Below are 13,448 nucleotides of genomic sequence, written 5' to 3'. Positions count from 1 at the left end.
TAGAAAATATGACAAGTTTCAACATTTCCCGTTCAGCCTGTTAAAAACATATACCCAGATGGACGATATTCGTATAAAATAATATGAAAATCTCTTCTGAAAGTGAGCTGAGAACTAATGCTGCGGTCTCCTCTATTCGAGAATGATGTACCTGTAGTTCTTCTTCCTTAACGGCAGAAAACTACAACTCCGTTAAGGACAAGGAATGTCTGGAACAACGGAGGGTACACAAATGAAAAACACTTTATTAGGTTCTTTGTATTTATCGCTCGCTGCCAGCATCTGGGGCGGGATGTATGTTGTTGTCAAACATGTGGTGGACGTTGTACCGCCGCTTGAATTAGTATGGATCCGCTATGTGATAGCGGTTATTGCCTTGCTGCTTATTGGTATTATTACCAGACAATCGTGGCGTATTGAGAAACGCGATATCCTGCTCATAGTCCTGATTGGCGTGATTGGAAATACCATTTCGATCGTAACCCAAGAGATAGGCACGATGCTCTCTACAGCACAAATGGGTGCGATTATTACTGGGGCGACACCGGCATTTATGGTGCTGTTTGCGCGGATTCTTTTGAACGAGAAGATAACCTTTAAAAAGGCCTTTTCCGTGATTTTAGCAACGCTCGGTGTCGGTATTATTGTCGGAAATGCGGGCATTGATCCATCGCTTCAGCTCGGCGGGATATCCCTGCTCGTTGCGGCGCTTACCTGGGCGCTTATGTCAGTGCTTATTAAACGGGTGCCGGGGCACTATTCGCAGATTGTGGTAACGTTCTATGCTGCCCTGGTAGCCGTTGTCTTACTCACTCCTGTTACGATTAGCCGTTTGCCTGAGCTGGATGTTAGCGCGATGATGCATCCGTCAATTTGGGGCGGTCTTGTATACCTGGGGGTAATCTCTACAGCCTGCGGTTTTCTGCTGTGGAATCGTGGACTGCAAATGCTAAATGCTTCAAGCGGGGGATTGTTTTTCTTCCTGCAGCCGGTAGTGGGCACTTTTCTGGGATGGTTATTACTCGGGGAGCAGATTGGCTTGTCCTTTTGGGCAGGGACTGCTCTGATTTTTATAGGGGTTCTGTTGATTATTAAGCAAAAGTGAATGTGAAGCATTGGGTCGTTCTCAGCTGAGGACGGCCTGATTTTCGTTCTGCAGAGAGGATAGACCGGGGTTACTCACGAATACAGAGGAATGGGAAGAACATAAGCGTGAAGAAAGGACCGGAGGATCTGACAATGATTACAGAGCTTAATAAACAGGACTTTTATAAGATACGGCATCTCACAGATCCATGTAAAAATATTGAGGCCAGGGCTATAGTTAATGGGATGAACCCGGGCAGGGTCTACGCAGATCATCCGGCAGAACCGACAGCAGCGTTAATCTGGATTCAAGGGCAGCAGGGGTATCAGGTTGTTGGGGATGCGCGGAGTGCAGTGTTTGCAGAGAAACTGGGCGAATACATGAGAACCCGTATAGAACCGGAGCTACAGAAACAAGGGATCAATGGGGTCGAGATCGGCGCCGAGATGGATACCTGGGATGAAACGCTAAGTGCCATCTTCGGGGACCGCTATATTTCGGCGGATAATCAGCATGTGTTCTGTTTAGGGGAGCAGGCGGGAGCGATAGAATTTCACGCTGATGCTGTAACGATCCGGCCAATCGACAGGGAGCTGCTTACGTCAAGTCGATTAGGGAACCATTCCTTTGTAGAGGAGAAAATACTGCATTACTGGGAGTCGGCAGACGTGTTCCTTCAGCAGGGGCTAGGGTATTATGCCGAGCATAGTAATCATGCCGTGAGTTTGTGTTTCTCGGCATTTGTTGCAGAAGAGACGCATGCGATTGATATCGAAACCCTGGAAGGGTACAGAAAAAATAACTATGGTACCATAGTGGCTGCCGCACTGATACAAGAATTTAGACGAAAGGGAATCCGGCCTTACTGGGACTGCACTCCTGAGAACACCGGCTCTATTCGCATCGCCCAAGCAATCGGGATGAAGCCGGATTTTGACTATCGGATATTCTGGTATAGGTTCTCGTGAGGGCAATTATGCTGATGTTGTACGTTGTACAACTTTGATTCCTCGATACCTGTGTGCGCGGGAGAATTGTTGTACGAAATACAGGAATTGTCCCGTTAGGGCGCTTGGAGCAGGAAGAATATTGCCTTTTGTACAACAATTTTGGATTTGGGCCGATATATTGAGGGAAATGTTGTATTATGTGCAGGATTTCCGAATAAATACCGGATCTCTGCCAGCAAAAGCGGATGAATTCGAGGAGAGGATCATAGCATGGCGTTCTGCATTGAATTTGAGCTGATTGAGATTGAGAATACGATTGCCAGATACCGGTATGGTGATTGCTTGAGAGAGCTGAATGGTATGTTTGAAACGGATTTATACAGATTTACAAGTGGAGAATTACCCGGTGACACCTCGATGGCAGACGTAGTGGTGTTATTAAATAATCATCAGAGTCAATGGAGTGCTATCAAGGCATTCACTAAAATATACCGGCACTTTCAGGAGCATGGAGAATATCCGGCTAAAGGCGGGTACTACGCGTAGCATACCTTCCAAAAATTTTCGGAATGAAATTTCATAGACCCTAGAGACGCTAAGGCAAAGTGCCCTGGCGTCTTTTTTATACCTCCTTTGGAGCAGGAACCAAAAATAGTGGTATTTTTCCCAATGAGGGGTTCCTTATGTCTGATAGAGTCTGGAACTATAATATGAATGCGGTTACATAAAACCGAGGCATGAATATAAAAGGGGAGGCAAAGTATGAAAAGTATGAAGCGTGTTCTAGCTGGGATCTCTACACTGGTCTTGATGTCATCTGCTCTGGCAGCGTGTGGAGGCAACAATAATTCAAGCTCATCCGGCGCAAACGCCACAACAGCTCCGGCAGCCACAACGGCCGCAGCGGCTACAACTGCTCCAGCAGCAGGATCCGGCGAGAAAGTCACTATTAATCTCTGGAGCTTCACGGACGAGATTCCGAACATGACTAAAAAGTATATCGAAACCCATCCAGATGCGAATGTAGAGTTCAAAACTACGATTGTCGCAACTACAGATGGAGCCTATCAGCCGGCTCTTGACCAGGCGCTGGCCGCTGGCGGAAAAGATGCACCGGATGTGTTTGCAGCTGAAGCGGCGTTCGTACTCAAATATACACAAGGCGATGCATCCACTTTTGCCGCCAACTATGCTGACCTGGGTCTTGATGACCAAATGGTTAAGGACGCAGGGATCGCTCAATATTCAGTTGATATCGGCAGCAAAGACGGACAATTGAAAGGTCTCGGCTATCAGGCAACAGGTGGAGCCTTTATCTATCGCCGCTCGATTGCCAAGGATGTATTTGGAACAGATGACCCGGCTGCAATCAAGGCTGAAATTGGTCCGGGCTGGGATAAATTCTTCGAAGCGGCTGCGAAGCTGAAGGCCAAAGGATACGGCGCAGTTTCTGGTGACGGCGATATATGGCACGCGATCGAAAACAGTTCCGAGAAGGGTTGGATTGTTGACGGCAAGCTTCATATCGATCCTAAGCGCGAAGAGTTCCTGGATCTCTCCAAGAAGCTGAAAGACAATGGATACCACAATGATACGACAGATTGGACAGAAGCCTGGTTCGCCGATATGTCCGGCACTGGCGCTCAACCGGTCTTCGGGTTCTTCGGTCCTGCTTGGCTCGTTAACTATACTCTAAGCGACAATGTAAAGGATACAAGTGGTGACTGGGCAGTAACCGAGCCGCCAACAGGCTTCTTCTGGGGAGGCACATGGCTGCTCGCCAACAAAGACGTAACCAAGGACGATGCCAAGAAACAGGCTGTTGCAGACTTCATCAAATGGGTAACACTCGATACCTCCGAAACAGGTCTCCAGTATTACTGGGCTAACGGAACGATGAAAGAAGGCGAGCAAGGCACGAAGGACAGTGTTGCTTCCTCCGTTGTAATGGATAAGTCTAACGGGGAACTACCTTTGCTTGGCGGACAGAACATGTTCGACGTCTTTGTTCCGGCCAATGCCAACGCTTCAGGTAAGAACTTGACCCAGTTCGACGAAACGATCAACAAGCTCTGGCGTGATCAGGTACGCGAATATACTGCGGGCAACAAAGACCGTGCCAAAGCAATCGAAACCTTCAAGCAGCAAGTCAAAGATCAACTTAATATCGATAGCGAATAAGAAGCAATCGAAGGGGCGGGGGAGTCATCCCGCCCCTTCATATCAACTAAAGGGGTGAGAGCATGCGCCGCAAAGGTGTGAACTACTCTAGATTCGGCTATATCTTTACATTTCCGTTTGTTTTGGCATTTCTGATTTTCTCGCTGTATCCCATTTTATATACCGCATTCATCGGTTTTACCGATTTACAGGGATTAATACCAAAACCACTACATATTTTGGATAATCCTTTTCAGAATTTCAAAGATCTCCTCTTTGATAACCCCTCCTTCAGAAAATCTCTAATTAACACGGGGCTGCTCTGGATTGTGAACTTCGTTCCTCAGATCGTTCTTGCGCTCTTGCTCACGGCTTGGTTCACGAACCAGCGTCTGAAAATAAAGGGGCAGGGTATTTTCAAGGTTCTGCTCTATATGCCTAATATTATTACTGCAGGTACAATTGCCGTGCTTTTCAGCACTCTATTTGCCTATCCGATGAGTCCGGTAAACAGTTTCTTTGAAATGATGGGATGGTCCGACGCTCCGATCAACTTCCTTCAGGATAAGACGATAGCGCGGGGCATTGTGGCGTTCATCCAGTTCTGGATGTGGTACGGCAACACCATGATCATACTGATCGCAGGCGTTATGGGGATTAATCCTGCGCTCTTCGAATCTGCGGCGATTGACGGCGCCAACGGAATTCAAACCTTCTTCCGTATCACGCTGCCAAGTTTACGTACGATTCTGCTATTCACACTGATTACATCGATGGTCGGCGGTTTGACCATGTTTGATATTCCGCAGCTCTTCCTTGCGGGCGGACCGGATGACTCTACGCTTACCACGTCCATGTTTATTTATGGGCAAGCCTTTAAGGGAAGCTACTTGTACAACCGTGCTGCAGCGGCGAGCATGATCATGTTCGTGATTTCAGCAGTACTGTCTGCATTTGTGTTCTATTTGATGCGTGACCGCGACGCGGCGAAACTTAAAAAAATCGAAAAAATGCACCGGAAATCCGCCAAGAGCAACCAGGGAGGCGTAACACATGGACAATAATCAAAAAGGCGGAACCGTCACCCGGAAGATAAACAAGACGATTGTCTATATCGTCTGCATCTGTCTGGCGGTGCTCAGTATCCTCCCGTTTTGGATCATGTTTGTAAACGCCACCCGCTCTACAACGGAAATTCAAAGCGGCCTCTCGCTGATTCCTTCGACGCATATGATGAGCAACCTGCGGGTACTGCTCGAAAAGAGCTTCGATCCGATTCAAGGGTTCATGAATTCATTTATTATCTCAGCTTCAGCAACTCTCTTAACAGTCTATTTCTCGTCCCTGGCGGCATATGGGCTGGTAACCTATAGCTGGAAGCTGCGCGGGGCGTTCTTTACCTTTATCCTGTGCGTGATGATGATTCCTGCCCAGGCCAGTGCGATCGGATTCTATCAGTTCATGTATAAAATACATTGGACCAACAGCTTTCTTCCGCTGATTCTGCCTGCGATTGCCGCACCGGCGGTGGTGTTCTTTATGCGCCAATACCTGCTCGCAACGCTGTCGATTGAGATCGTGGAAGCAGCGCGTGTAGACGGGTCCGGTGAATTCAAAACCTTTAACCGGATTATCCTGCCGCTCATGGTACCGGCAGTGGCAACACAGGCGATCTTTGCCTTCGTGGGCAACTGGAACAACCTGTTCATGCCGATGATTCTGCTTACACAGAAAGAGAAATATACGATGCCGATCATGGTCAGCCTGCTGCGCGGGGATATCTACAAGACGGAGTTCGGCTCGATCTATATGGGGCTGGCACTGACGGCTTTACCGCTGTTCGTGGTCTACTTCCTGTTATCCCGGTATATTATTGCGGGTGTGGCACTGGGCGGCGTTAAGGAGTAATTCTGTTCAGGTTCATTTAAAGGCCAAGTCTGTTGATTAGCTAAATTATAGTTATGGTAACGACAGAATGAGCGGTTTCCCTATTACATTTTTTGGCTAATCAACAGGCGTACTCCTGATAATGGATAACATTATCGGGAGTTTTTTATTATTAATGTGTATAATAAACGTTACTTATTCATAAGGATGAAGTTTCATAGATGTCTGAATACCAGGGAGCGGTGGCTAAATGATGAGAATACAAGATGAATATGCGGTGACAACGCTGTCTGGTGCGGCTGAGGGTTCGCTTGATGCAGAAACAGCCAGGCTGGCACGTCTGATATCGTCCCATACTCCTCATGATGGAACTTTTATCCAGCGTATACCCGGTCTGTATATCAGCCGCTATTCACGGATAGATACGGATACTGTCAAAACCTTCTACTCCACCTCTCTGATCATCGTGGCCCAGGGGGCAAAGAATATTACGATCGGGCAGGAGGTTTATCATTTCAACAAGCTGCGGATGATCCTGCTGCCTGTCGCCCTGCCGGTAGCGATGCAGCTCACGGAAGCCAGTTCAGCTGAGCCTTATCTTGCCGTGAGGCTGGAGCTTGATCCGCAGAGGATCAGTGAATGGGTCCTGAAGCTGTACCCCCAGGGCCTGCCTCCCGTACGCCAGATGAGCACAGGTTATATTGCTGATGCCAATCTGAGTCTTGTTAATGCAGTAACGAGACTGGTGGAGTGCCTGCAGCAGCCCGCTGATGCGGAACTTCTGGCTCCGCTTGTGCTGGATGAAATTCTGCTGCGGGTCCTGCGCAGCCCGATTGGTGCCCAGGTTGTTGAAATGGGCTTTGCCGAGTCAGATGTACAGCGGGTCGCGAAGGGGATCGCCTGGCTGCGTGAACACTTCTCCGAGCAGATGAAGGTTGCTGAGCTGGCAGAACTCGTACATATGAGCGCATCCGCCTTTCATGTGCATTTCAAGTCCGTCACCTCCATGAGTCCGCTGCAGTATCAAAAGGCGCTGCGCCTTCACGAAGCCAGACGTCTGATGTTAACCGGCCCCATGGATGCGACCACGGCCTGCCGGCTTGTCGGCTATGTGAGCGATTCCCAGTTCAGCCGGGATTACCGCCGCTTCTTCGGAAGTCCGCCAAGCAGAGACATTGCCAGATTACGTCAGCAGCCTACAAGATCGGAATGAGCTAATCTTTAGGAAACCCGCAGCCCTATGGCTTGCGGGTTTTTGGGCGGTCACGGGCCGGGTTATCGTTTCTTGTAGGATCGGGCAAAAAGGGAAAGGGAACAGGCAAAGGTTCCGGTGAACCGAAGACTATAATGAGTATAACCTTGGAACAGCGGTGCAATGGATAGCCCAAGGTGAGTCAGGAATTCTATTACTCATTAGTTATTAGGAGGAATTATTTATGCGTGTTTTTGTTACGGGTGCAACTGGTTTCGTCGGCTCTGCCATTGTACGTGAACTGATAGATGCGGGACATGAGGTACTGGGCCTCGCCCGTTCGGATGAGGCCGCAGCAACGCTCACTGCTGCCGGGGCCGCTGTACACCGCGGCTCTTTGGATGATCTGGACAGCCTGCGGCGGGGTGCAGCTGCAGCGGATGGCGTGATCCACGCTGCCTTCATTCACAACTACGCCGATCTTACGGCAGCAGGCGTGACAGACAAGCTTGCGGTCGAGGCGATGGGTGCCGAGCTAGCGCATTCGGGCCGGCCGTTAGTCGTAACCTCCGTGATCGGGCATCTCACACCCGGCCAGCTGGGTACTGAAGCATCTGTGCCCAATTCCAGCTCCCCCGGGAAGCATCGCGCGGCTACGGAGGAAGCGGCGCTTGCGCTGGCTTCGCAGGGCGTACGCGTATCAGTGGTGCGGCTTCCGCTGTCCGTTCATGGCGATGGCGATACCGGTTTTGTTCCGGGGCTGATCCAGATCGCCCGCACCAAGGGCGTCTCGGCATATGTGGGAGATGGCGCGAACCGCTGGCCCGCTGTGCACCGGCTTGATGCAGCACAGCTCTACCGGCTGGCGCTGGAGGCGGCTCCAGCCGGAACCACGCTGCATGCGATCAGCGATGAGGGCGTTCCGATTCGTGATATGGCTGGCGTAATCGGCCGCCGGCTTGGACTTCCGGTGGTCAGTGTTCCTCCCGAAGAGGCAGCGGAGCATTTCGGCTGGCTGACGCATTTTGTGTCAATGGATATCCCGGCTTCGGGCACCTGGACTCAAGAGCAGCTTGGCTGGCGTCCTGTGCATCCTGCGCTCCTTCCTGATCTTGACCGGGAGCAGTATTTCACACGGAGGTAGAGATGAATTACAAGATAAGACCTGCGAACGGCAGTGATTTGAATAGTTTATTGAGGATCAGAAATCACGAGGGCCTGTTTCTGGGGTATCTGGAACAACATAACCAAGGGGATGTATGCTTAATAGTAGCTGAGAACAACGAAACGATCATTGGCTTGAGGTTCTGAAGTTAAGCGGGAGTCCGGGCCCTAAATTAAGTGACCTCTATGTACAAGAGGCCTTCCGTGGGAACGAAACAACCTATACGAGAATTGATCTGAAAAAAATGCTGAATTAAATTTCAGTAGAGTTTCAAAGAGGCTGCCGAGGGCAGCCTTTTTGTATTGAAAGCTGCTTCTATTGATGCAGCTGATCGGAGCCTGTTGTACAATTGGAGAGGATTATGTGAAGTTCCTTTTATTTAGCTAATAGGGAGGAAGAATGGATGAAGATCGGTTTGTTAATTATTGACGTGCAAGAGGTTCATTTGAGCAAGGTGGAGCAGAAGGCAATAGATCAAGCCTGCGAGTTCATTAATTATGTCTCGGAGCTGCTGCGCTCCAAAGATCATACTGTGATTCATATCCAGGACATCGAGGGGATGCAGCCTTCCGATGAGGAGAAATTCAAGATTATTCCGGGCATTGATGTTAAGGAGACAGATCTAAGAGTGACGAAGGAATATTCGAATGCTTTTTGGAAGACGGATCTGGAAAAGATTGTGCTGGAGCAAGGCATCGATCTGCTGATTCTCTCGGGATATGCCGCTGAGCACTGCGTACTGTTCACCTATAACGGGGCTATGGAAAGAGGGTTCAAGGCTGTACTTCTGCAGGATGGGATTCTAAGCTCGAAGATTGACGTGATTCCTGCAACCTACAGGGACCGCAAACTGATCTCGTATCCTGTGATTGAAGCGTTAGTGCAGTAAGGGAGTCCTGCAAGGCTGGAGGAAAAACAATGGAACGGTATATTGTCTACAATGCCGGACACGGCAGTGAAGTGCTGGTTGCGCTTCCGGCGCTTGGTGAACGAAAAGAAATATACGCTCCTCTAGCTGCTGAGATGGAGGAGTATAAGATCATCGCCGTAGACCTGCCAGGGCATAACCAGGACGATCAGGCAGATGTGTCTATTGGAGCTTTTGTACGGGAGATTAAGCGGATTCTGAATGATCTGCAGGTTCCGGCAGCGCATTTCGCAGGGAATTCCATTGGCGCTTGGATATGTGAGGCCTTTTATGCAGAGTATCCTGCTTATGTGAAGTCACTTACTTTGCTCGATGGCGGATATTATTTCCTTGCAGACAGGGAAGAGGATGAGGGGGAGATTACGTTACCCGTCATTGATAGTCTGAAGGAGCTTGAACAGGCAGTGGATGAAACCGTCCTGGCGATGGACAAGCTTGCTGAACCCGAACAACAATTATTCAAGGACTATTTGATGAATAACTTCTATCCGCTGGATGATTCCTATATTCATCATAGCCGTGAACAGGCCTTAAATAGTCTGAGCAGGGAAGTAACAGACAACGATTATTGCCTGAAACAAGCTACAGATATCCCTATGTTATTGCTGTTGGCCGAAATGAGCCTGGATGAATTCGGTCTGGAGAAAATGCAGCATTTCAGGGACACCCATCCTGAGGCGGATGTACGAATAATCGGGAGCGGCTACCATTTCCTGCCGATTACCAATCCGGCAGATGTGGCGGCGGCGATGCAGGGGTTGCTGAGACCGCTGTAACACCGCCTTTTAATAAGAATACACCAAAAACACTTCAAGAGCCGATAAGCGCCTGAAGTGTTTTTGGTGTATTAGGGTCAAAATATCATTTATTTAGCCTCGATACGGGCTAATTCCTGATGCACGATTGGGGCAACCTTGGTGCCCAATAGCTCAATGGCGCGCAGCACCTCGCGATGCGGCATGGTGCCGACATTCACATGCAGGAAGAAGCGGGTCACGCCAAGATTCTTGCGCAGCAGGATGATCTTCTCGGCTACATATTCAGCGTCGCCGACATAGAGGGCGCCGCGCAGGCTGCGGGCATCGTCAAAGGCCGCACGGTTGTAGGTTCCGCCCCAGCCCCGTTCGCGTCCGATGACATTCATCTGGGCTGCGGTGGACGGGTAGAACAAGGCGGCTGCCTGTTCGTTAGTTTCACCTACGAAGCCGTGGGAGTGCGTGGCAATCTGCAGCTTGTCAGGATTATGTCCCGCGCGTACAGCGGCTTCCTTGTATAAGGCGACGAGCGGAGCGAACCGCTCCGGCATGCCGCCAATGATCGCGAAGGCGATCGGAAGGCCGAGCGTTCCGGCCCGCACGGCGGATTCGGGATTGCCGCCGCTCGCCACCCAGACGGGAAGCGGCTCCTGGACGGCGCGGGGATAGACCGCAAGGTTATGAATCGCCGGGCGATGGCCGCCGCGCCAGGTGACCTTCTCGGAAGCGCGGATCGCCAGCAGCAGCTCCAGGTTCTCTTCGAACAATTCATCATAATCATCCAGGCTGTAGCCAAACAGCGGGAAAGACTCGATGAATGATCCGCGGCCCGCCATAATCTCCGCCCGGCCATTCGACAGCCCATCCAGAGTAGCGAAATCCTGGTATACCCGAACCGGGTCATCCGAAGACAAGACGCTGACAGCACTGGTCAATCTGATCCGTTTGGTCGTAGCTGCTGCTGCGGCAAGAACTACAGCCGGAGCGCTGCCTGCATAGTCCGCCCGGTGATGTTCACCTATTCCATATACGTCCAGGCCCGCCTGATCAGCGAGCACAATTTCTTCTACAGCTTCGCGCAGTCTCTCCGCATGGCTGATCGTTTTGCCCGTTACCGGATCAGGCGTAGTCTCCAAAAACGTGCTTATTCCTATTTCCATCAATTGTTTCTCCTCGGCCATATCAATCCGCCCCCTTCTTCATATAATCATTCTACTATACTTTTTAATGTTTCTCAACTTTAGTAAGTGGAATCCGAAATGAAAAGCGCCCTATAACTTGGCCATACCGCCGTTACCGCCGCTCGTCCGCAGACATAAATATATTGTAATACGACGAAAGCGGTGATCAGGATGGGAAGCGGAGTAGGGAATACGGCGAGCGGCTTTGCTGCGCATGCCGAGGGGCTGAATACAACGGCGAGCGGTGCAGCCGCTCATTCTGAAGGATTCTCCACACTTGCCAGCGGAGATACCTCGCATGCCGAAGGTAATACTACTATTGCCAGCGGAAGCGCATCGCATGCGGAAGGGTATCTCTCCCAGGCAACGAATGATACGGCACATGCAGAAGGGTCTTCTACCATCGCCAGCGGAGTGGCGGCGCATGCAGAAGGTTATTTAACCAACGCGCTGGGCGAAGGCTCACACGCGGAGGGCTCGACGACGCTGGCTGCCGGCCTCGAGGCCCACTCCGAGGGATTCGGTACACAGGCGTGGGGTGCCCGTTCACATACAGAAGGCTTCAATACATCAACGCAGACGACAGCGATCAATGCCCATGCGGAGGGAGAGGGGAATTCAGCCAGCGGCCGGGCATCTCACGTTGAGGGCGGCGGTGTGGACGCTCAGGGTAATCCGGCCCCCAACTTCGCCAGTGGTTCCGGTTCACATGCCGAAGGGGTGGGGACCACCTCCATGGGCTTCGCTTCCCATGCGGAAGGCGGTACAGCGGATATCATGTTAGGTGCAGGACCTTCTGCCCTTGGCGATTATTCACATGCTGAGGGGCAGAACACTGTAGCCAGCGGAACCTCATCCCATGCCGAAGGATTAGCAACAACAGCCAGCGGCAATGTTGGTTCGCATGCCGAAGGGCAGAGCACAACAGCCAGCGGAACAGCTTCGCACGCCGAGGGCTTCCAGACTACAGCCAGCGGAGCTTCCGGCCATGCCGAAGGGGCCAACACACAAGCTAGTGGTTCCTTTTCCCACGCCGAGGGGGTCGGTACACTGGCGAATGCTCCTTATGCGCATGCCGAAGGAGCGGATACCACGGCTTCCGGCCAGGCTTCCCATGCGGAAGGGTTCCAGACCCAGGCATTTGCTCCGAACTCACATGCAGAGGGAGAAGCGACAGTTGTACTTGCGGAGCATACAGGCGCCCATATCATGGGCCAGAACGGCTCAACGCGGTTTCCGTACTCGTGGCATCTGGCCAACGGGATGGCAGTCGGTCCGACTTTTAACTCGGCAGTGATTGAAGGGCTTACGGGTAATATTTATCTGGATGGTACGCTGATGTCTCCAGGTGCAGCGGATTATGCAGAAATGTTCGAGACCGCGGACGGGCGCACCATTGACGCAGGTTATTTCGTTACATTTGATGAAGCCAGTGACAGAATCCGTAAAGCCAAGGCAGCGGATGAATATATTCTTGGTGTTATCAGTGCCAGGCCAGCTATTGTTGCCGATTCGAGTGATCTGCGCTGGAACGGCATGTTCGTGACTGATGAATGGGACCGGATTCTGTATCATGAGGTAGAGGTCGCTGAGGTTAGAAATGAATACGGCGATATTGTCCGTGAGGCGGGTACGAAATCAGAACCGGTACTTAACCCTGAATGGGATGGTTCCCTTGAATATGTTTCCCGCCAGGATAGAGAAGAATGGGTAGCTGTAGGGATCGTCGGCAAGCTGCTTGTCCGTGATGACGGCACCTGCATAGCCGGGGGCTACTGCCGCCCGGATGACAACGGAATGGCAACGGCAGCGGATAGCGGGTACCGGGTAATGAAGCGTACGGGTGAACGTCAGATTCGCATTTTTGTGAAATAACCGGCCGGAACCGAAGCCCAGCCAAACAAAGCCAAGCAAACCGGGGTGACCCCCGGATTCGCTTGGCTGTTTGCTGTCCTCAGGATTTATCCTTTTTGACAGCAAGCTGTACGATCATAATGATAAGAACGAGCAATGCGATGAGCTGATCTGTACTCATGGTGGTCCGGCCTCCAATCCACTGGCAAGGATGGCTCTTCGGACCTGCATCTCCTCTCCAAGAAGCTGCTGCGTTCCCCATAATCTAGCCTATGAAGAGATAGATGCG

The 13,448-nt window shown here is 51.0% G+C and carries 13 protein-coding genes; 11 read left to right on the top strand and 2 right to left on the bottom strand.

Annotated elements, in window-relative coordinates; translation table 11 throughout:
• Positions 1 to 232: 232 nt before the first annotated feature.
• The 10 genes from PBOR_RS30925 to PBOR_RS30880 all read left to right on the top strand — a co-directional run bounded on the left by PBOR_RS30925 (position 233) and on the right by PBOR_RS30880 (position 10,145).
• Positions 233 to 1,105: a DMT family transporter gene (locus PBOR_RS30925; protein WP_042217797.1), complete on the top strand. Its 873-nt coding sequence runs from the start codon at positions 233 to 235 to the stop codon at positions 1,103 to 1,105.
• Positions 1,106 to 1,212: 107 nt separating this feature from the next.
• Positions 1,213 to 2,055: a GNAT family N-acetyltransferase gene (locus PBOR_RS30920; RefSeq protein WP_245647951.1), complete on the top strand. Its 843-nt coding sequence runs from the start codon at positions 1,213 to 1,215 to the stop codon at positions 2,053 to 2,055.
• Between the two features lie 252 nt (positions 2,056 to 2,307).
• A complete protein-coding gene (locus tag PBOR_RS30915; protein WP_042217794.1) occupies positions 2,308 to 2,583 on the top strand; it encodes a hypothetical protein in 276 nt (91 codons plus the stop codon).
• A 216-nt stretch (positions 2,584 to 2,799) separates the two neighbouring features.
• Positions 2,800 to 4,218 (top strand): ABC transporter substrate-binding protein, encoded by a 1,419-nt coding sequence (locus tag PBOR_RS30910; RefSeq protein ID WP_081972261.1) that lies wholly within the window; start codon positions 2,800 to 2,802, stop codon positions 4,216 to 4,218.
• 62 nt (positions 4,219 to 4,280) lie between these two features.
• Positions 4,281 to 5,261 (top strand): carbohydrate ABC transporter permease, encoded by a 981-nt coding sequence (locus PBOR_RS30905; RefSeq protein WP_042217792.1) that lies wholly within the window; start codon positions 4,281 to 4,283, stop codon positions 5,259 to 5,261.
• Entirely contained in the window at positions 5,251 to 6,105 is an 855-nt protein-coding gene (locus PBOR_RS30900; RefSeq protein ID WP_042217790.1) for a carbohydrate ABC transporter permease, read from the top strand. Before PBOR_RS30905 ends, PBOR_RS30900 begins: the two co-directional genes overlap by 11 nt.
• Positions 6,106 to 6,334: 229 nt before the next feature.
• The gene (locus PBOR_RS30895; protein ID WP_342671097.1) at positions 6,335 to 7,297 is read left to right on the top strand and encodes an AraC family transcriptional regulator; all 963 of its coding nucleotides are present in this window, start codon (positions 6,335 to 6,337) and stop codon (positions 7,295 to 7,297) included.
• Positions 7,298 to 7,520: 223 nt separating this feature from the next.
• Positions 7,521 to 8,420: an SDR family oxidoreductase gene (locus PBOR_RS30890; RefSeq protein WP_042217789.1), complete on the top strand. Its 900-nt coding sequence runs from the start codon at positions 7,521 to 7,523 to the stop codon at positions 8,418 to 8,420.
• Between the two features lie 424 nt (positions 8,421 to 8,844).
• Positions 8,845 to 9,330 (top strand): cysteine hydrolase family protein, encoded by a 486-nt coding sequence (locus tag PBOR_RS30885; protein WP_042217787.1) that lies wholly within the window; start codon positions 8,845 to 8,847, stop codon positions 9,328 to 9,330.
• A gap of 29 nt (positions 9,331 to 9,359) precedes the next feature.
• A complete protein-coding gene (locus PBOR_RS30880) occupies positions 9,360 to 10,145 on the top strand; it encodes an alpha/beta fold hydrolase (RefSeq protein WP_042217785.1) in 786 nt (261 codons plus the stop codon).
• Positions 10,146 to 10,234: 89 nt separating this feature from the next.
• Here PBOR_RS30880 and PBOR_RS30875 read toward each other — a convergent pair whose 3' ends face one another.
• Positions 10,235 to 11,284 (bottom strand): LLM class flavin-dependent oxidoreductase, encoded by a 1,050-nt coding sequence (locus PBOR_RS30875; protein WP_081972428.1) that lies wholly within the window; start codon positions 11,282 to 11,284, stop codon positions 10,235 to 10,237.
• A gap of 192 nt (positions 11,285 to 11,476) precedes the next feature.
• On the opposite strand from PBOR_RS30875, the gene PBOR_RS30870 reads away from it, so the two are divergent.
• The gene (locus PBOR_RS30870) at positions 11,477 to 13,180 is read left to right on the top strand and encodes a peptidase G2 autoproteolytic cleavage domain-containing protein (RefSeq protein ID WP_052429716.1); all 1,704 of its coding nucleotides are present in this window, start codon (positions 11,477 to 11,479) and stop codon (positions 13,178 to 13,180) included.
• A gap of 79 nt (positions 13,181 to 13,259) precedes the next feature.
• On the opposite strand, the gene PBOR_RS37855 is transcribed toward PBOR_RS30870, so the two are convergent.
• A complete protein-coding gene (locus PBOR_RS37855; RefSeq protein ID WP_218918868.1) occupies positions 13,260 to 13,421 on the bottom strand; it encodes a hypothetical protein in 162 nt (53 codons plus the stop codon).
• Positions 13,422 to 13,448: the final 27 nt, after the last annotated feature.

Source organism: Paenibacillus borealis, from assembly GCF_000758665.1.
GTDB classification, from domain to species: domain Bacteria; phylum Bacillota; class Bacilli; order Paenibacillales; family Paenibacillaceae; genus Paenibacillus_AQ; species Paenibacillus_AQ borealis.
Note: the sequence above shows the minus strand (reverse complement) of the source record. Positions and strands in the feature narration are given on the sequence as shown.

Bases quoted from the DNA above. Each gene is read 5' to 3' on its own strand.
- PBOR_RS30925 (WP_042217797.1), top strand. From the start codon at position 233: ATGAAAAACACTTTATTAGGTTCTTTGTATTTATCGCTCGCTGCCAGC.
- PBOR_RS30915 (WP_042217794.1), top strand. From the start codon at position 2,308: ATGGCGTTCTGCATTGAATTTGAGCTGATTGAGATTGAGAATACGATT.
- PBOR_RS30910 (WP_081972261.1), top strand. From the start codon at position 2,800: ATGAAAAGTATGAAGCGTGTTCTAGCTGGGATCTCTACACTGGTCTTG.
- PBOR_RS30905 (WP_042217792.1), top strand. From the start codon at position 4,281: ATGCGCCGCAAAGGTGTGAACTACTCTAGATTCGGCTATATCTTTACA.
- PBOR_RS30900 (WP_042217790.1), top strand. From the start codon at position 5,251: ATGGACAATAATCAAAAAGGCGGAACCGTCACCCGGAAGATAAACAAG.
- PBOR_RS30895 (WP_342671097.1), top strand. From the start codon at position 6,335: ATGATGAGAATACAAGATGAATATGCGGTGACAACGCTGTCTGGTGCG.
- PBOR_RS30890 (WP_042217789.1), top strand. From the start codon at position 7,521: ATGCGTGTTTTTGTTACGGGTGCAACTGGTTTCGTCGGCTCTGCCATT.
- PBOR_RS30885 (WP_042217787.1), top strand. From the start codon at position 8,845: ATGAAGATCGGTTTGTTAATTATTGACGTGCAAGAGGTTCATTTGAGC.
- PBOR_RS30880 (WP_042217785.1), top strand. From the start codon at position 9,360: ATGGAACGGTATATTGTCTACAATGCCGGACACGGCAGTGAAGTGCTG.
- PBOR_RS30875 (WP_081972428.1), bottom strand. From the start codon at position 11,284: ATGGAAATAGGAATAAGCACGTTTTTGGAGACTACGCCTGATCCGGTA.
- PBOR_RS30870 (WP_052429716.1), top strand. From the start codon at position 11,477: ATGGGAAGCGGAGTAGGGAATACGGCGAGCGGCTTTGCTGCGCATGCC.
- PBOR_RS37855 (WP_218918868.1), bottom strand. From the start codon at position 13,421: ATGGGGAACGCAGCAGCTTCTTGGAGAGGAGATGCAGGTCCGAAGAGC.